The 17,863-nt window shown below is 54.5% G+C and carries 13 protein-coding genes; all 13 read left to right on the forward strand.

What is annotated here, in order from left to right; translation table 11 throughout:
- The first annotated feature begins 109 nt into the window (after nt 1-109).
- The gene (locus HH215_RS33800; protein WP_169283914.1) at nt 110-2,149 is read left to right on the forward strand and encodes a SpvB/TcaC N-terminal domain-containing protein; all 2,040 of its coding nucleotides are present in this window, start codon (nt 110-112) and stop codon (nt 2,147-2,149) included.
- On the forward strand, nt 2,047-7,803 hold the full coding sequence (locus HH215_RS33805; protein WP_169283915.1) for a toxin TcdB middle/N-terminal domain-containing protein: 5,757 nt from the start codon (nt 2,047-2,049) through the stop codon (nt 7,801-7,803). The genes HH215_RS33800 and HH215_RS33805 overlap by 103 nt, the downstream gene beginning before the upstream one ends.
- A gap of 357 nt (nt 7,804-8,160) precedes the next feature.
- Nucleotides 8,161-8,991: a lipase family protein gene (locus tag HH215_RS33810; protein ID WP_169283916.1), complete on the forward strand. Its 831-nt coding sequence runs from the start codon at nt 8,161-8,163 to the stop codon at nt 8,989-8,991.
- An 84-nt stretch (nt 8,992-9,075) separates the two neighbouring features.
- Nucleotides 9,076-9,963 (forward strand): LysR family transcriptional regulator, encoded by an 888-nt coding sequence (locus tag HH215_RS33815; RefSeq protein ID WP_169283917.1) that lies wholly within the window; start codon nt 9,076-9,078, stop codon nt 9,961-9,963.
- Between the two features lie 15 nt (nt 9,964-9,978).
- Nucleotides 9,979-10,545: an NADPH-dependent FMN reductase gene (gene ssuE, locus HH215_RS33820; RefSeq protein ID WP_169283918.1), complete on the forward strand. Its 567-nt coding sequence runs from the start codon at nt 9,979-9,981 to the stop codon at nt 10,543-10,545.
- Between the two features lie 237 nt (nt 10,546-10,782).
- The gene (locus tag HH215_RS33825) at nt 10,783-11,700 is read left to right on the forward strand and encodes a transporter substrate-binding domain-containing protein (protein WP_169283919.1); all 918 of its coding nucleotides are present in this window, start codon (nt 10,783-10,785) and stop codon (nt 11,698-11,700) included.
- 35 nt (nt 11,701-11,735) lie between these two features.
- Nucleotides 11,736-12,518, forward strand: a complete 783-nt coding sequence (locus HH215_RS33830) for an amino acid ABC transporter permease (RefSeq protein WP_169283920.1) — start codon at nt 11,736-11,738, stop codon at nt 12,516-12,518.
- Nucleotides 12,515-13,225, forward strand: a complete 711-nt coding sequence (locus tag HH215_RS33835) for an amino acid ABC transporter permease (RefSeq protein ID WP_169283921.1) — start codon at nt 12,515-12,517, stop codon at nt 13,223-13,225. The genes HH215_RS33830 and HH215_RS33835 overlap by 4 nt, the downstream gene beginning before the upstream one ends.
- A complete protein-coding gene (locus tag HH215_RS33840; protein WP_169283922.1) occupies nt 13,222-13,974 on the forward strand; it encodes an amino acid ABC transporter ATP-binding protein in 753 nt (250 codons plus the stop codon). The genes HH215_RS33835 and HH215_RS33840 overlap by 4 nt, the downstream gene beginning before the upstream one ends.
- A 23-nt stretch (nt 13,975-13,997) precedes the next feature.
- The gene (locus tag HH215_RS33845) at nt 13,998-15,008 is read left to right on the forward strand and encodes an LLM class flavin-dependent oxidoreductase (protein ID WP_169283923.1); all 1,011 of its coding nucleotides are present in this window, start codon (nt 13,998-14,000) and stop codon (nt 15,006-15,008) included.
- A gap of 38 nt (nt 15,009-15,046) precedes the next feature.
- Nucleotides 15,047-16,210, forward strand: a complete 1,164-nt coding sequence (locus HH215_RS33850) for an amidohydrolase (RefSeq protein ID WP_169283924.1) — start codon at nt 15,047-15,049, stop codon at nt 16,208-16,210.
- An 11-nt stretch (nt 16,211-16,221) separates the two neighbouring features.
- On the forward strand, nt 16,222-17,364 hold the full coding sequence (solA, locus tag HH215_RS33855; protein WP_256376747.1) for an N-methyl-L-tryptophan oxidase: 1,143 nt from the start codon (nt 16,222-16,224) through the stop codon (nt 17,362-17,364).
- A gap of 12 nt (nt 17,365-17,376) precedes the next feature.
- Entirely contained in the window at nt 17,377-17,856 is a 480-nt protein-coding gene (locus HH215_RS33860) for a DinB family protein (protein WP_169283926.1), read from the forward strand.
- Nucleotides 17,857-17,863: the final 7 nt, after the last annotated feature.

Genomic DNA, 17,863 nt, shown 5'->3' on the forward strand with positions numbered 1-17,863 from the left:
TTACGATAATATAAGGAATTTTATACCAATTTGAGCAGGGGGTTACAGAGTCGCTCCGATATGAAATCGCCATAACAGCATACAGGCTTGTAGCAAAGGAGGACGATTAATGAAAACAAACGAAGACTCAAACAAGGATAAGAGCCAAAATACAGTAGCCGCTCCGTCGATTTCGCTTCCCAAAGGGGGCGGGGCGATCCGAGGCATCGGCGAGAAATTTGCCGCCAACCCGGTGACCGGCACCGGGTCCTTAACCGTACCGTTAGCCGTAAGTCCAAGCCGTAATCATTTTGGCCCGAAGCTTGCCCTAAGCTACGATTCCGGTACGGGCAACGGGCCGTTCGGGTTCGGATGGAACTTGTCTCTTCCAGCCATCGTCCGGAAGACGGACAAAGGATTGCCGCAATACCGCGACGCGGAGGAATCCGACGTCTATATGATTTCGGGTGCCGAGGATCTTGTTCCGGTATCCGGGACGGACGGCAACGGCACGACTTCCAAGAACAATGCGGCAACGACGGCATACCGGATCGATCGTTATCGGCCGAGAAACGAAGGGGCGTTCGCGCGCATCGAACGTTGGACCGACCAAGCTACGGGAATGATCCATTGGCGCTCCATTTCCCGGGACAACGTTACGTCCTTTTACGGCAAGACGGAACAGAGCCGAATCGCCGATCCGCGCGACCCCGCCCGGCGCGTATATTCGTGGCTGATCTGCGAAAGCTTCGACGACAAAGGCAACGCCATCGTATACGAATACGCGGAGGAGAACGGCCAGAACGTCGATGAGACGATGGCAAGCGAACGAAGTCGGGAGCGGGTCGCCAATCGTTACGTGAAACGAATCAAATACGGCAACCGCGTATCGCGATTGACCGAGCCCGATCTGACCCGTGCGGAGTGGATGTTCGAAGCGGTGTTCGATTACGACGAAGGTCATTGCGAAGCGTTCGATCCCCAGCCGCATTTGCCGGAGTCCGACAAGCACAAATATGTTCGGGCTGCAATCGAGGAAGGACGCGTTTGGTCGAAACGGATCGACCCGTTCTCCTCCTATCGGGCCGGATTCGAGGTGCGTACTTACCGGCGTTGCCGCCGTTTGCTCATGTTCCACCGTTTCGCCGAGCTTGGAAGCCGGCCTTGTCTCGTTCGTTCTACCGAGTTTACTTATGGAGATTTTGATTATACCGAACCTTATCGCGTCGAGAACGAGCTCTCTCATCGGGGCAGCAGCCGAATGGCTTCGTTTATCCAAACCGTCACGCAGTCGGGGTACGTTCGGCAGCCGCAATTGGAGCAGGCCGGGGACCGGAGCTGCGTATATATGCAAAAGTCTCTGCCGCCGCTGGAATTTACGTACAGCAAAGCGGGTATCCAGGAAGAAATCCGCGAGTTGGATTTCGATACGTTAGCCAACTTGCCCGTCGGGTTGGACGGATCGGCGTATCGGTGGGTCGATCTGGAGGGCGAAGGGCTTTCGGGCATCTTGACGGAACAGGGTGGAGCCTGGTTTTACAAGCCTAACTTGGGAAGCGGAACGTTCGGAACGTTGAAGACGGTCACCGGCAAACCTTCCATGGCCACGTTGGGCGGAAGAAACGAGCAACTGTTTGATCTCGACGGGGACGGCCGTCTCGAATGGGTAAGCTTGTCCGGCGCTTATTCGGGATATGCCGCGCATGACGGGGACGGGCAGTGGGGGCCTTATCAAACGTTTAGCCAAATGCCGAACGTGGCATGGGACGATCCCCATTTGCGGTTTATCGATTTGAACGGCGACGGACAGGCCGATGCGTTGATTACTGCCGATGACGTCTTCACGTGGTATCCGTCGCTCGGCGCAGAGGGCTTCGGTTCCGCTCACCAAGTCGACCAGCCCGCCGACGAGGAGAACGGCCCGAGCTGGTTTTGGACGATGGGACGTTATCGGTTTACGTCGCGGACATGTCCGGCGATGGTCTCGCGGATCTTGTGCGAATCCGCAACGGCGAAATTTGTTATTGGCCTAACTTGGGCTTTGGCCGTTTCGGAGCCAAGGTCGTCATGGACGACGCCCCGAGCTTCGATCATCCCGATCAGTATAACGAACGGCAGCTGCTGCTTGCCGACCTCGACGGATCCGGGGTTACCGACATCGTCTACATGAGCCGGGACGGCGCTGCCTTGTATTTCAATCAGTCCGGTAACCGCTGGAGCAAACCTCGCCGGATTTCAAACTTTCCGCAAGTCGACAGATCAGCTTCGTTCACGGCCGTCGATCTGCTGGGTAACGGAACGGCTTGTTTGGTGTGGTCTTCTCCGCTCGCCGGCTCCGCGCACAGTCCGCTTCGTTACATGGACCTGATGGGCGGACAGAAACCGAATTTGCTGATCGGCTCCGTCAACAACCTAGGGGCGGAAACGAAAGTTCATTATGCGCCTTCTACGAAATTTTATTTGGCGGACAAGAGCGCGGGCAATCCTTGGCATACGAAGCTTCCGTTTCCCGTTCACGTCGTCGAACGCGTCGAAACGTACGATCGGATCAGCGGCAACCGTTTCGTAAACCGGTATGCGTATCATCACGGATATTACGACGGTCAGGAGCGCGAATTTCGCGGCTTCGGCCTTGTAGAGCAGTGGGATACGGAGACGCTCGCTTCGTTAGGAGCGAACGGCGCGTTTCCTGCCGGGACGAACGTCGACGAGCATTCTCATGTTCCTCCGGCACTGACGCGAACATGGTACTATACCGGTGCCGAATCGGATGGCCAGTCTTTGCAGATGCTGGACGATACCGCTATACCGGCGGAGTGGACGGAGGAAGAGCGGCGGGAAGGCTACCGCGCGCTCCGAGGTTCCATGCTTCGCCAGGCAGTATACGCCCTCGACGGGACGGAAAAGCAATTTCGCCCGTATGCGGTATCCGAACAGAACTTCACGATCCGCATGCTGCAGCCGAAGGGCGGCAACCGCCACGGCGTGTTTCTCGCCCACGTTCGCGAATCGATCGCCAGTCAAGACGAACGCGAAGGGGGCGAGCCGCGAATATCTCATTCGTTGACGCTCGCCGCGGATCTTTACGGCAACGTCTTGAAATCCGCTGCCATTGCTTACGGGCGTCGCGCTCCGGACCCCGAGCTTTCACTGCGAGACCAGGAGAAGCAAAGCAAGCTCAATTTCGTTTATACGGAAAACGACTATACGAACCCGATATCAAACGACGATGATTATCGCACGCCCCTTCCGTTCCAAACACGAAATTACGAAGTGAGCGGATTGTCGCTTGGCCAAGGTCGGGATCGCCTGAAATTTTACGAAGCGGAGGAAGCGTGCGTCGCAGCCTCGGCTATCGCTTATGAGTGCAGCCCGACCGCAGGCATAGTGCAGAAACGGCTCATCGGGCATGAACGAACGCGCTATCGCCGCGACGACCTGAGCGGGCCGTTGGCGTTCGGGTTTGCGGAAGCGCTGGCTTTGCCTTACGAGAGCTATAAGCTCGCTATAACGCCCGGACTGCTGGAGCAAACATACGGCGAACGGTTGACGGAACGGGTGATCGTCGAGGAAGGGCGGTACATCCGCTTCGAAGCCGGGGGAGATTGGTGGATTCCTTCCGGGACGATGTTCTATTCTCCAGGCGGGCAAGATACGCCAACCGAGGAACGGGCGGCCGCAAGAGCCCATTTCTATTTGCCGAGACGTTATCGAAGCCCGTTTCATGCCGATTCGGCTAAAGCGGAAACGCACGTCGCATACGACAAATACGATCTGATCGTCGTCGAGACATGCGACGCGCTCGGCAACCGAATCGCGGTCCAAGACAACGATTACCGCGTCGTTCAGCCTACGCTCGTGTCCGAGCCAAACGGTAACCGGTCGGCGGTCGTCTTCGACGCGCTCGGTATGGCCGCAGCCACCGCTATTATGGGCAAGACCGGTGAAGCGCTTAAGCGCGGCGATTCCCTCGACGGGTTCGTACCGGACTTGACCGAAAATCAAATCATCGGCTATATGAGCCAGCCGCTCGCGGAGCCGCACGTCTTGTTGGCGCGGGCGACGACTCGCCTCATCTACGATCCGTTCGCTTACTATCGGACGAGAAACGAACCGACGCCGCAGCCCGCCGTCGTCTCTACGTTGGCGCGTGAAACGCACGACGCCGATCTCGCGCCGGGAGGGCGCGCGGACGTCCGGCAAAGCTTTATGTATTCAGACGGCTTCGGACGCGAAATTCAGGCGAAGGTGCAGGCGGAGCCCGGACCGGTGCCGATGCGGGATGCTACTACCGGACGAATCATCGTTACAGACGGGCAGCCGGTCATGACGGATGGCGCTGCGGCGCGTTGGTCTGGCAGCAGTTGGACGATATTTAACAACAAGGGCAACCCGGTTCGGAAGTACGAACCGTTCTTTACCGATACGCATCGGTTCGAATCCGACGCGCGGATCGGCATCAGTCCGGTGCTGATCTACGATCCGATCGGGCGCGTTGTCGCCACTCTTCATCCAAACCATACTTGGGAGAAGGTCCAGTTCGATGCTTGGCGGCAGCGAACGTGGAATGCAAATGACACTGTTCTGATCGCCGATCCTAGGCTTGATGCCGATGTCGGAGGTTTCTTCCGCCGGCTGACGGACGACTTGTACATGCCGTCATGGTACGAGCGGCGAATCGGCGGCGGCATGGGCCTTTACGAGCAGGATGCCGCGCGCAAAGCGGCCGAGCACGCCGATACGCCGTCGACCGTTTATTTCGATTCGCTTGGCCGCTCGTATCTCGCGGTCGCTTGCAACAAGTACAAGAGAAGCGACGCTCCGGCAGAGGAGCCGCCGATAGAAGTTTATTACCGGACGCGCAACGTATACGACATTGAAGGAAACAGACGCGAAGCGATCGACGCTGAGGATCGGATCGTCATGCGTTGCACTTATGATTTGCTAGGCACTGCCTTATATCAGGACAACATGGAGTCCGGAGAGCGCTGGACGCTATACGACATCGCCGGTAAACCGGTCCGGTCGTGGAACGTCCGAGGATACGAAAGCCGTAACGTCTACGATGCGCTGCAGAGGCCTATCGCAACTTACGTGCGCGAGGGGGATAGTTCCGAGAAGTTGGTCGGACGTACCGTATACGGGGAGTCTTGGCCCAATGCCGCGTTGCGTAATTTGCTCGGGAAGACGGTGCAAACGTACGATCAGGCGGGCGTCGTCACGAGCGACGAGTATGACTTTAAGGGGAACTCCCTCAGCAGCAGACGCCAGCTTGCGCAAGAATACAAGGCGACGCTGAATTGGTCCGGCGACGTCCCGTTGGAAGAACGCATTCATGCGAGCCATACGGTTTACGATGCACTTAACCGTCCGACGGAGTTGACGTCGCCGGATTCCAGCGTCATTCGGCTCGGCTATAACGAAGCGAGCTTACTCGAAGCCGTAAAAGCGAACGTGCGGGGCGAACGAACGGCGGACGGCCAACCGGTCTGGACTTCGTTCGTAGACCGAATCGATTACGATGCGAAAGGGCAGCGGACGAAAATTGAATACGGCAACGGAACGGTCACGACTTACGGATACGATCGATGGACGTACCGCTTGTCTCATATGGCGACCCGAAGAGAGACGACGCGCTTTCCGGAAGATTGTCCGCAGCTTCCCCCGCCCGGCTGGCCGGGATGCGGCTTGCAAAATTTGCGATACACCTATGACGCTGCGGGTAACGTTACCCATATTCAGGACGATGCGCAACAGACGGTGTATTTCCGCAACAAAAGGGTGGAGCCGGGCGCGGATTACACGTATGACGCGCTAGGCCGACTGATCGAGGCGTCGGGGAGGGAGCATCTGGGACAAACGCAAGACCAGCAGAATTCGCCTGCGGCGCCCGATGCTTTCGGCGATTTTCATTCCCGCCTGGCGCAAGCGGGCAACGGCAACGCGATGGGGACGTACATCGAGCGTTACGCATACGATGCCGCCGGCAATCTTCTGACGATGCAGCATCGCGGCAATGATCCGGCCAGCCCGGGTTGGACCCGCCACGGCGCGTACGCTGACGACAGCAACAAATTGCTGAGCGCAGGCCAATTTCTCGATCAGGAGCATTACGAATACGACGTTCATGGCAATATGACGCGGATGTCGCATCTTTCCGCTATGCAATGGGACTTTCGCGACCAGCTTCAAGCGACGGCAAGGCAAGCGGTAGGCGGCGGGGGAACGCCGGAGACGACGTGGTACGTCTACGATGCCGCAGGTATTCGCGTTCGTAAAGTGACCGAACGGCATGCCGCAGCCGGCGTAGCCTCGACTCGAATGAAGGAAAGAGTTTATCTCGGCATTTTCGAGATTTACCGGGAATACGGCGGGGACGGCCGGACGATCGATCTGGAGCGGGAGACGCTGCACATCCAGGATGATCGCAAGCGAATCGCGCTTGTGGAGACGAGAACGCTAGGAACCGATCGCGCTCCGCAGCAGCTTGTTCGGTTCCAGTTCGGCAACCATTTGGGTTCCGCCAGTCTGGATCTGGATCAAGAGGGGCAAATAATCTCTTACGAGGAATATTATCCATACGGTAGCACTTCGTATCAGGCGGTTCGGTCGCAGACGGAAACGCCGAAGCGGTACCGCTATTCGGGCAAGGAGCGGGACGAAGAGAACGGGATGTATTACAACGGTGCCCGGTATTACAGTCCTCAGCTATGCCGCTGGATTAACCCCGATCCGGCCGGTATTCAAGACGGGATGAATCAGTATGTCGCTTTCCATAACAACCCGGTTCTATATGTCGACCCTTCGGGTCTTACGGCGGAACCCACTAATATCATTGCAGAAGTCTTGGATCTAAAAACCGGATATCAACATATGAAAACTTTGGGGCAGTACACGGAAAAAGAGATCGGATTAGCGCTGGATCTTAAAACCAACAGACTGCTGTTATTAGAAGGGGGGGATTCAATTAACTTTGGAAATTTTGTTCAATTAGGTCATACGCATACATCTCTGGGCGATTTGAATGCCAATCCATCAAATGCCGACATTTTACAAATGCAGAGTAGAAACATATTAGAGCACTGGATTTACGGCGAAAAGGGAGGATGGGGTCGCATTGTTTACAATCAAGCGAATTCTTCTTATGAATATACAAGGTATAATGAAGGCCAAGTTATTCAATACGAAATAACTGCTAACAAGGAAGCGCATTTATATGAAGATCCCTTGGTAAGGGAGAAGGCTAGTTTTAAATTTAGTAAGCCCGTACCTGTAAATGACACCCAATTTGAAAAGCAGGTAGCCTACTTAGAAGGCGTTATGGAAAAGAAAAATTCGACTCCGCCCGCATCGGGGCTCCAATCGTCGCCCGGCGAACAGCCCAAATTTCCGGCAGGAGAGACTCTTAAAGGAGCGGCTGAGATCGAGCTTCCGAAAGGAACTGCGCCCGGAAAGTCCTCCCTGACGACCACTGTTACTTCTGTTGCCAAACGCTATGGTCCGGCTCTAGGACATGCGGTCGGAGCTTTGGCAACCGCATATGAGGTGCACCAAATTGCGACCGCCACTGCGGCCACCGCATCCGAGCAAGGCGGATTAATGGGAGTGGCCCAGGCTGGCAAATCCGGCGCCAAAAGTTTGGCTTCCTCTTTGTGGTTCATTGGCGGCGCCGCATTAGCCGTGGCCATTGTCGCGGCTAGCGGGGGCGTAGGGGCGCCGATCGCCGTCGGAATAGTTGCTGCAACGATCGGCTCTACTGTTGCGATTGGGGGCACGAAAGCAACCCATGACCTGATCGATTACGTTACGCCCGGACTTAGATAACGTTCGCCGGTGCCCTTCAAACATAAGAAATTCCCCCACGCTATTAAGGCGGGGGGATTTCTTATGTTTGATTATGTTATTAGCTTATACCCATGTCTCGGCTTACGTTTCGTATCGATTTCGTTGGGCGGTCGCAACAATATGAAGCTGTTCCCGATATTTCGTCACCGCACATCTCGCGGACGGCCCTTGCTCGCAGAATTCGCGTCTCATTCGCAAGCACATCGAAGGGGCTGAAACCGAAGAGGAGTAACCCCTTTTTCCGCGGCAATGTCGAACAGACGGTTAACCAATAGGCACCCACCGGTTCGCTTCTTAATAAAGTATGGGAAGAGAAGCGAACGGGAGGGCTTTTGCATGACGACTAGCGGATTCGATAACCGGACGGCCATCTTTCTTGCGGCTGTATGTAGTCAGGCTTACACGCAATTTAATGACCCGGAAGGCAATTTCGTTGTCCCGTATTCCTATGAGCAAGTCGCCGAAATTCGCGCGAGATCGCTGACCGGCGTTTCCGAAATATTCGGCTTCATTATTCAATCCGAGAGTCACGTCATAATCGCTTTCCGCGGTACGAGCACGACGACGGATTGGATTTCCGATGCGATGGCAAGCCAAGTGAAGTACAAATTCGCGGATAATGCCGGTCAAACCCATCGCGGGTTCACGAATATATACTGTTCGGCGAGGAAATCGATATTGTCCGTGTTAGAAGATATGTCCCCGGATAAGATTCTAACGATTACGGGGCATAGTCTCGGAGGCGCGTTAGCAACGCTGTGCGCGTTGGACGCAGCCGATAATTCCCCGTTCGGTCAACCGGTCGCTTATACGTACGGATCGCCTAGAGTAGGCGATCCGACATTCGCGCGGTCATTCGATAAACGAGTAGCGGACAGCTTTCGCGTTCAGAACCGCTTCGACGTCGTCACGCATCTGCCGCCGGAGAACTTCAAGCTTCCGAGGAGAGATAAGACTTTCTACTATGATCACGTGTGCCAACGGGTCGGTCTTTCTTTTCACAACGGGTCGGTTCCGGGCAATCACGTAATCTCCGGTTACTACGATGATCTGGCTAAGAGAGATCCGTTGTTCGCGGAGCGATTAGGCGCGCTGAATCCCGGCCTGTGTCCGGAATCGTCCAGATACGTATTCAATCCGCCCGAAGCCATCCCGAGCAGTAGTTAGAGTGAAAGTTTTTACTTTACAACCTCATAATTCCGAGTTATCCTATTGGATATATTAGAGACATCGGGACGTAGTCCGGAGGGGGTGTTTTTTGTTAATATAGAAAACATCGAAGCCTTCGTATACGTCATCCATTGCGGAAGTTTCAATAAAGCGGCGGAAGCGTTATACTTATCCCAACCGTCGGTGACTGCCCGCATTCAAACGCTTGAACGCGAGCTCGACTGCAGGCTGTTCGACCGGCTAGGCAAGCAAATCCAAATAACCGAGGAAGGCAAACGATTCCTGCCTTACGCGCAGCAACTGCTGTTGACCTACCAGAAGGGCAAGCTGCACGTGAATCGGAAGAAGTCGTTGCCGGAGGAGTTCAGGATTGGTTGCACGGTATCGGTATCGAATTATATCATCCCGGAATTGCTTCCTCGCTTGAAGCTTAAATTTCCGAATACCCACTATAAATTCGTGACGGGGATTACCGATGATATCGTAAACAAGGTACTGAACAAGGAAGTCGATATCGGGTTTGTTCGCAAGGTTAATCATCCGAATCTTCAATCGGTTAAATTCTATGAAGATCCGATTTCCTTGTATGCTTACGAGGATCATCCGTTCATTGGGGCGGAGAGCCTTACGGTAGAGAAGATCGCCGAGCAGCCGTTCGTATTTTTCGAATGCGGAGCGTTGGACTGGCTTAGAATCCACAGAGTGTTCGAGAGCCTCGATCGGTCGCCCAACATCCAGATTCAGACGGACAATTCGGAGATGGCCAAGAAATTGGTCATTCGGAAGGCAGGCATTTCTTTTCTTCCGGGCTTAAGCGTACGCCAAGAGGTCGCGGCCGGGCAGTTATTTCCCCTTCGCGTTCCGGAAACGGAAGGGATTTCCCTGCAAACGAATCTGATATCCTGCCTAGGGGAACACACGCAATTTCTTAACGAGATCATTGAAATCGGCAAACAATTAAACGACTAATAGGAGGAGTTACGCATGAGTCATATCGTTATTATTTCCGGTAGTCCGACGCCGGGATCAAGGTTGAACGGTCTAATCGAGAGAGTAGAAAGCAGATGGAACGAGAAAGGCGTGAAAGTAAGCCATATCCGGGTTGCAGAGCTTCCCGCGGAGGCGTTGCTTCATGCGAATTTCAAAGACGAGCAGATTTTGGCCGCATTGGCTCTAGTAGAGTCCGCAACTGGCGTCGTCATTGCTAGTCCGGTTTATAAAGCATCGTTCACGGGCGTTCTGAAGGCGTTCTTGGACTTGCTCCCGCAAACGGGCCTTAAAGGCAAAGTCACGTTGCCGCTCTTCATCGGGGGGACGATCGCCCACTTGTTAAGCTTGGATTATGCTCTTAAGCCGGTTATCTCCGTGCTCGGCGGCAGAAATATTATCGGCGGAGTGTACGCGATCGATCCGTGGGTACAAAGGTTGGAAAACGGCGGGTTCGAGCTGTCCGAGGAGCTGCAGGAGCGGTTGGATCGTTCCGCCGAAGAGCTATCCGAGGAAATCACGTGGTTGGGAATTCGCGCGAAAGAGAAAATCCAAATCTCTTAATTCGTATCCTCTTCAAGATAGGCTGGTCTATGTCAACGAGACGTGGATCAGCCTTTTGCTTACCTTTTTTTGCACGGAAAAGCTTATCGTTTTTTTGTATCGTCCTATAGAAAATCTCTATTATCCTTCGCATTGACGATCAAGCAAGATGGATGATAAGGTTAATGCAATTATAAATCTTACTTTTCCTGTAGGAATTATTAGTTTAATAAAAAACGATAACTGGAGGAAATCGAAATGAAAAAACGGGCCGTCTTATCTCTTGTAATGGCAGTAGGATTTACGCTTCTTGCGGGCTGCGGCGACAAAAACAATAACGCCGCAAGCTCGCCATCCGCAAGCGCGACGTCGAGCTCCTCGGCTCAGGAAGCTCCAAGCGAGTCCTCAAGCGAATCCGCAAGCGAGTCTGCTGCGGCAAGCACCGAAGCTCCGGTCGAAGCGAAGAAAATTATCGTCGGAACGTCGAGTCTATTCCCGCAAGTGTGCTTCTTGGATGAGAACGGCAAATTAACGGGATACGATATCGAGCTCGTCAGAGAAATCGACAAGCGGTTGCCGGAATACGATTTCGAGTTCCAATTGCTCGATTCCATGCCTAGCTTGCTCTTGAGCCTCGAAACGAAGAAGGTCGATTTCGTCGCCCATGAGATCGAGAAAAACCCGGAAAGAACGGAAAAGTATTTGTTCAATAAAGTCCCTTACGCACACTGGAAAAATAAAATCGTCGTCTCCGCCTCCAACAACGATCCGATCGAAACGCTGGCGGATTTGAAAGGCAAGAAAATCATCACGCACGCTTCGAGCGCTGCCGATCAAATCCTTAAAAATTACGACAAGGAAAACCCCGGAACTATCAAAATCGTGTACCAAAGCGGCGCCGCCAACGATACCGTTCAGCAAATCGATTCGGGACGCGTAACGGCAACGGTGGCGGCAGACTTCTCGCTTAGCTTGATCGATCCGGAGAAAAAGCTGAAAACCGTCGGCAAGGCTCTTAGTACGGCCGATATTCTCTTCTTATTCCGCAAGAACGATTCGGATGCGCAAGTACTTGCCGATGCGATCGACAAGGTTCTGCTCGACGTGAAAGCGGACGGCACTCTGAGTGCACTGAGCAAGCAATGGCTCGGCCAAGATTTCACTTCGTTGGAATAGCGTCAATACGTCAATGGAAAGGGTGACATCGTAATATGGGCGCGAAATTCGATATCACCAACGTATTCGAATACTTCGTCAAGTTACTCCCGTTCATTCAGATTTCATTGCTGATCGTTGCCGGTTCAATCCTCGTGGGGCTTGGCGTCGGGTTTCTCGTCGCCCTTCCCCGGCTTTATCGCATTCCGGTATTGCAGCGGATATCGCAAGTATACGCCTCCTTCTTCAGAGGGACGCCGATCCTTATTCAGCTATTCCTGTTCTACTACGGGCTGCCGGAAATTCTGAAAGCCGTCAACATAGACGTATCCCGAATCTCCGTCATGTACTTCGTTATTTTAACCTACGGCTTACACAGCGCGGCGTACGTATCGGAAGGAATACGCGCGGCCGTAACGGCCGTCGACCGCGGACAGATCGAAGCCGCCTATTCCGCCGGGATGACCGGGTTTCAAGCTTTTACGAGAATCGTATTTCCTCAGGCTCTAGCGGTCGCCATCCCGATATTAGGCAACGTCATTATCGCAACGCTGAAGGATACTTCTCTCGCCTTCACGCTCGGGGTGATGGAGTTAACCTCGAAAGCTCAGTCTCTGGGGCAATTGAACAGGCATTTTATCGAGTCGTATATCGCGCTTGCGCTTATCTACCTCTTAATGAGCCTAGTATTGGAGCAAATCTTCCTAGCCATCGAAAGAAGACTTCTGCGTCATGAGAGTCGGGACGGAGTATTCGAGAAAATACCTCTGGGCAGGAAATGGCTGAAACGAAGATTCGCTTCGAATATTCGATTGGATAAGGGAGGCTCGGGAGTATGACACTGGATCCGTCGTTTATCTGGACTGCGTTCGTTCAAATTTTGCCGGCCATTCCGGTAACGTTACAAATCACGGTCGTTTCCATGGTTTTCGGTCTAGTGATCGGCACGATCGTAGCTTTGATCAGAATTTACAAAGTCCCGGTGCTTCATCCGATCGCGGCGGGTTACGTGACGCTAATCCGGGGAACTCCGATGATCACGCATCTGCTGTTGATCTACTTCGGATTACAAATGTTGATCGACGGTTTGGCGGAATCGTTCGGATGGTCCTTCAACTCGGTATCGATCCCGATGATCGGATTCGCGTATATTTCCTTCTCGGTTACGGCGGGAGCATACATGTCGGAAGTGGTGCGCTCGGGAATGATCGCGGTCGACAAGGGGCAGATCGAAGCCGCGCATGCGGTCGGAATGACTACGGTTCAAGCGTTGCGACGCATCGTGTTGCCGCAAGCGTTAGCCGCGAGCTTGCCGAACCTGTCCAACGGAGCGATCGGCATGCTGCACGGTTCCACGCTTGCGTTCACCGTATCCGTTGTCGATCTGAACGCGAAAGCCCAAATCGTCGCATCGACCAACTGGAAGTTTTTCGAGGCATACGTTGCGGCGGCATTGATATTCTGGGGACTCACGATCGTGATCGAGAGGCTGACGGCGCTAATCGAGAAGCGTATCGGCTTATACAACCGCGGAGGTGTAGCATGATTAAGCTGAAACGCATATCCAAGTCGTTCGGACGCAACGAGGTATTGAAAGGGATCGACCTTACGGTGGATAAAGGCGAGGTCGTAGCGATTCTTGGGCCGAGCGGTTCCGGCAAAACGACGCTGCTGAGATGCATTAATTATTTGGAGAAGCCGAGCGACGGGGAAATCTCGATAGACGAGTTCACCGTAAATTGCCGAAAACCGGTGAAGAAGGATATTCATACCCTTCGCCGGAAAACCGCGATGGTGTTTCAGCAATACAATCTGTTCCGGCATAAGACGGCCATAGAGAACGTGATGGAAGGGCTCGTCATCGTGAAGAAGCTACCGAAAGCGGAAGCTCGAAAGATAAGCGTCGAGCTGTTGGAGAAGGTCGGTCTCGGAAACAAGCTGGATGCTTACCCGAGCCAATTGTCCGGAGGACAGCAGCAGAGAGTCGGCATTGCCCGCGCGTTGGCGCTGAACCCCGAGGTCATTCTGTTCGACGAACCGACTTCGGCCCTCGATCCCGAGCTCGTCGGAGAAGTGCTTGCCGTTATTCGCAAGATCGCCAAGGAAGGCATCACGATGATTATCGTTACGCATGAAATGGGTTTCGCCCAGGAAGTCGCGAACCATGTCGTGTTCATGGACGGGGGCGTTATCGTCGAGGAGGGGCCCCCTAAAGTGATTTTTCAATCGCCTAAGGAGGAAAGGACGAAACAATTTCTGGCGAGAATTACCCCGGAAAGCGCCTATTCGATTTAATTCTTAGTGAGGTGTGATTTGAGATGACGCTTAAATTCGGTATATTGGATCAAAGCATCGTATTTCCGGGTCAATCCCCGGCAGAAGCGCTAGGCAACACGATCAAATTGGCGCAGCTGGCGGAGTCTCTCGGATACGAACGTTTCTGGGTATCGGAGCATCACGACTCCCCGCAGATGGCAGGCTCGTCTCCGGAGGTGCTGATCTCTCATTTGTTGGCGCGTACGAACTCCATTCGCATCGGTTCCGGAGGCGTGATGCTTCAGCATTACAGTCCGTACAAGGTAGCCGAGAACTTTAACGTTCTTGCGGCATTGGCGCCCGGACGGGTAGATCTGGGCATCGGACGCGCGCCGGGCGGACTGCCCCGTTCGACGAAAGCGTTGCAGCAAGGGCTTTCCGAACCGGAGTCGCTCGATCATAAGCTTGCCGAATTGGATCATTTTCTGCAAGGTACGCTAGGCGAGGATCATCCGTTGCCGGGTTTGCAAGCGAATCCCGTGCCCGATCGGCCGGCAGAGATTTATTTGCTAGGAACGAGCGTATCCAGCGCGCGATTGGCGGCGGAGAGAGGATATCCTTACGCGTTCGCGTTCTTCATCAACAGCGATCCGGATGCGGCTCAAGCCGCTTTCGATACTTATCGGAAACATTTCAACAGAGAGAAAGGAACCGAACCTAGAACGATTTTGGGCTTGTCCGTCATCGCGGCGGATACGGAAGAGGAAGCGGCGGAGTTGGCCGGTCAGTTCAAGAACGTACGGGTGACGCTGGCAAGCGGCAAAACCGTGAACGTCGGATCGCTGGAGCAGGCGGAACAATTCGCGAAGCAAGCCGGAGAGACGTTCACCGCCGAAGTCCGCGACGCGGACATTACGAAGGGGACGAAAGCGATCGTTCGCCAACGGTTGACGGAGCTGCGCGACAGGTACGATGTGGATGAGTTGATCTTTACGACAATCGTCCCCGATTTCGACAAACGGGTTCGCTCGTTTCGGTTGCTGAAGGAAGCATTCGAAGAACAAACGGTTTAGAATAGGGTTAAGAATTGGAATGGAAGGGAGAGACCACGATGAAGGAGTTGACGGCAGAGCCGTTCGCGGAGCGATTAATCGCTTACCGGCGACATCTCCATGCCAATCCGGAGCTGTCCTACGAGGAATTCGAGACGACGGAGACGATCCGGTCTTGGCTACTCGAAGCGGGCATTCGCATCGCGGATTATCCGCTTAAGACTGGGCTGGTCGCCGAAGTCGGAGGATTGCGCGGAGGGCCGATTATTGCCCTTCGAGCGGATATCGATGCCCTGCCGATTCAGGAGGAAACGGGCTTGCCGTTCGCTTCGCGGGTTCCCGGCAAGATGCACGCTTGCGGGCATGATTTTCACGCGGCGGCTTTGTTGGGCGCAGCGCTGCTCTTGAAGAGGCGGGAGAAGGAGTTGGAGGGAACGGTCAGATTTCTGTTCCAACCTGCCGAGGAGAAAGCCAAGGGCGCATCGCTGGTAATCGCCAGCGGAGCGTTGGAAGGGGTGCAAGCGGTATTCGGCTTGCATAACAAGCCCGATCTGCCTGTCGGGACGATCGGCATTAAAGCCGGACCGATCATGGCCGCCGCGGACGGCTTCATCGTCGAAGTCGACGGACGCGGAACCCATGCCGCCGTCCCGGAAGCGGGCATAGATCCCATCATAGCTTCCGCGCACATCATTACCGCCTTGCAATCGATCGTGAGCCGCAACGTGAGCGCGCTGGACAGCGCGGTCATTAGCGTCACGCGGCTGAACAGCGGAACGGCATGGAACGTGATCGCGGACAAAGCCGTATTCGACGGGACGTTGCGGACATTCGATCAAGGGGTACGATTCAAGGTGCGCGAACGGTTCGAGCAAGTCGTGACCGGAGTCGGAGCGGCGCTCGGAGCCGAAGCGAAGGTGAAATGGCTGGACGGTCCGCCGGCCGTAGTGAACGATGCGAAGTGGGCGGAACAAGCGACGCGGACAGCCGAATCGCTTGGGCTAACGGTCGTCGAGCCGTTGCCTTCGCCAGCCGGAGAAGACTTCTCCTTCTATTTGCAGCAGACGCCGGGCATTTTCTTCTTCTTGGGTACTTCGGGTCCGGAAGAGTGGCATCATCCCGCATTCGACATCGATGAGCGAGCTCTTCCGGTCGGCGCTTCGTTCTTCGCCGCATTAGCGATCGACGCGTTGACGCGGTTGACAGGACCGTCCCTAAATTAGGAGGTATCCCTATTCGAAAAACATACGATGTCATCATAGTCGGCGCCGGCTCGATGGGAATGAGCGCGGGATACGAATTATCCCGAAGAGGGTTAAAGACGCTGCTCATCGATGCTTTCGATCCCCCGCATCCGAACGGAAGCCATCATGGCGAACCTCGTTTGATCAGGCATGCGTATAGCGGAGGTCCCGCTTACGTGAAGCTGGCTCTTCGCGCGGATGAACTATGGCGAGAGCTGGAGGAAGCAACGGGCGAGAAGCTGTTGGAGCGGGCGGGCGTACTGAATATCGCGGACCCCGACGTCTATTCCTACGCGGGCAGATTTCAGGATGCGGCAGATCATGGGGTTCGGATCGAAGACCTCGACGCCGATCAGATCCGCTTCCGCTGGCCGGACGTTCGAATTCCCGACCATTATCGCGCGATGTTCGAACCGAACGCCGGGTATCTCTATAGCGAGAAATGCGTAGCCGCATATAAGAAGCTTGCTTTACACTCCGGCGCGTCGTTGTTGCCGAATACGTTCGTGAAGCGAATTCAGGCGGAGAGATCGTTCGTATCCGTATTCACGAATACGGAACATTTCATTGCGAACCATGTCATTCTCAGCGCCGGAGCTTGGTTTAAGACATTGGAGCCGTTCGTACGGTTACCGATTCGCTCCGTTCGCAAGGTCGTCGGCTGGTTCGAGCCGAGCGTGTCGTCCTTCGAAGCGGGAACGTTCCCCGGTTTTACTTTCGCGAGCAGCCTCGGAAGTTACTACGGTTTTCCGGACATCGCGGGTGCGGGAGTGAAGATCGGCCGGCACGAAACCGGAGAGGAATGGCAACCGGGAGAAGATCTCGTTCCGTTCGGTGCTTATTCGGAAGACGAGGGGGACTTGCGCAAGGCATTGGAAGCTTATATGCCTGATGCCGCGGGCAAGCTCCTCAAGAGCGCGGTATGTAAATACGAGCATACGCCGGACGACCATTTTATTATCGATACCCATCCCGAGCACTCGAACGTCATTCTCGCGGGGGGATTTTCCGGTCACGGGTTTAAGTTCGCCAGCGTCGTCGGGGAAATTCTCGCGAATCAAATCGAGCTTGGCCATTGGGGCAGGGATGTCGGATTGTTCTCCGCCGCCCGGTTCTCGCCAATTAGCCCTTAGGAGGTATTACTCATGAGCCAATCGCCCGTGGATATCGATACTTATTTGCACACATACGAACAGCTTCAAGAGGCGATCGAAGGATTATCCGAGGAACAGCTGAAATGGAAAGCGGCGGAGGCGCAATGGAGCGTAACGGAAGTGCTTACCCATCTCGCCGATCATAATATCGTCGTGTCGTTCCGCATTCGCGAAGTATTGTCGGGTTCGGAGGTTCGGTTACCGGCATTCAGCCAGGATCCTTGGGTGTCGGGCCAGAAGGCGAACGAAGGTCAAGCGTCGGACGTTCTGGATCTTTTCCGAAATCTGCTTATCTATAATAGCTTGCTCTTCCGCCGGTTAACTCCGGAGGACTGGAATAAATCCGGGGTGAACTTCAAAGGGGAAACCGTAACGGTATCCGCCATCGTGCAATCCTTCGTCGCGCACGTTCAAGGCCATCTCAAGCAGATTGAGAGAATCAAGCAGGGGGAAGTCGGCTCGCGCAAATGAATCCAAG

The organism is Cohnella herbarum, from assembly GCF_012849095.1.
In the GTDB taxonomy this organism is placed as follows: Bacteria; Bacillota; Bacilli; order Paenibacillales; family Paenibacillaceae; genus Cohnella; species Cohnella herbarum.

Bases quoted from the DNA above. Each gene is read 5' to 3' on its own strand.
- HH215_RS33845 (WP_169283923.1), top strand. From the start codon at position 13,998: ATGACGCTTAAATTCGGTATATTGGATCAAAGCATCGTATTTCCGGGT.
- HH215_RS33835 (WP_169283921.1), top strand. From the start codon at position 12,515: ATGACACTGGATCCGTCGTTTATCTGGACTGCGTTCGTTCAAATTTTG.
- HH215_RS33860 (WP_169283926.1), top strand. From the start codon at position 17,377: ATGAGCCAATCGCCCGTGGATATCGATACTTATTTGCACACATACGAA.
- HH215_RS33825 (WP_169283919.1), top strand. From the start codon at position 10,783: ATGAAAAAACGGGCCGTCTTATCTCTTGTAATGGCAGTAGGATTTACG.
- HH215_RS33830 (WP_169283920.1), top strand. From the start codon at position 11,736: ATGGGCGCGAAATTCGATATCACCAACGTATTCGAATACTTCGTCAAG.
- HH215_RS33805 (WP_169283915.1), top strand. From the start codon at position 2,047: ATGGACGACGCCCCGAGCTTCGATCATCCCGATCAGTATAACGAACGG.
- ssuE (WP_169283918.1), top strand. From the start codon at position 9,979: ATGAGTCATATCGTTATTATTTCCGGTAGTCCGACGCCGGGATCAAGG.
- HH215_RS33810 (WP_169283916.1), top strand. From the start codon at position 8,161: ATGACGACTAGCGGATTCGATAACCGGACGGCCATCTTTCTTGCGGCT.
- HH215_RS33800 (WP_169283914.1), top strand. From the start codon at position 110: ATGAAAACAAACGAAGACTCAAACAAGGATAAGAGCCAAAATACAGTA.
- HH215_RS33850 (WP_169283924.1), top strand. From the start codon at position 15,047: ATGAAGGAGTTGACGGCAGAGCCGTTCGCGGAGCGATTAATCGCTTAC.
- HH215_RS33840 (WP_169283922.1), top strand. From the start codon at position 13,222: ATGATTAAGCTGAAACGCATATCCAAGTCGTTCGGACGCAACGAGGTA.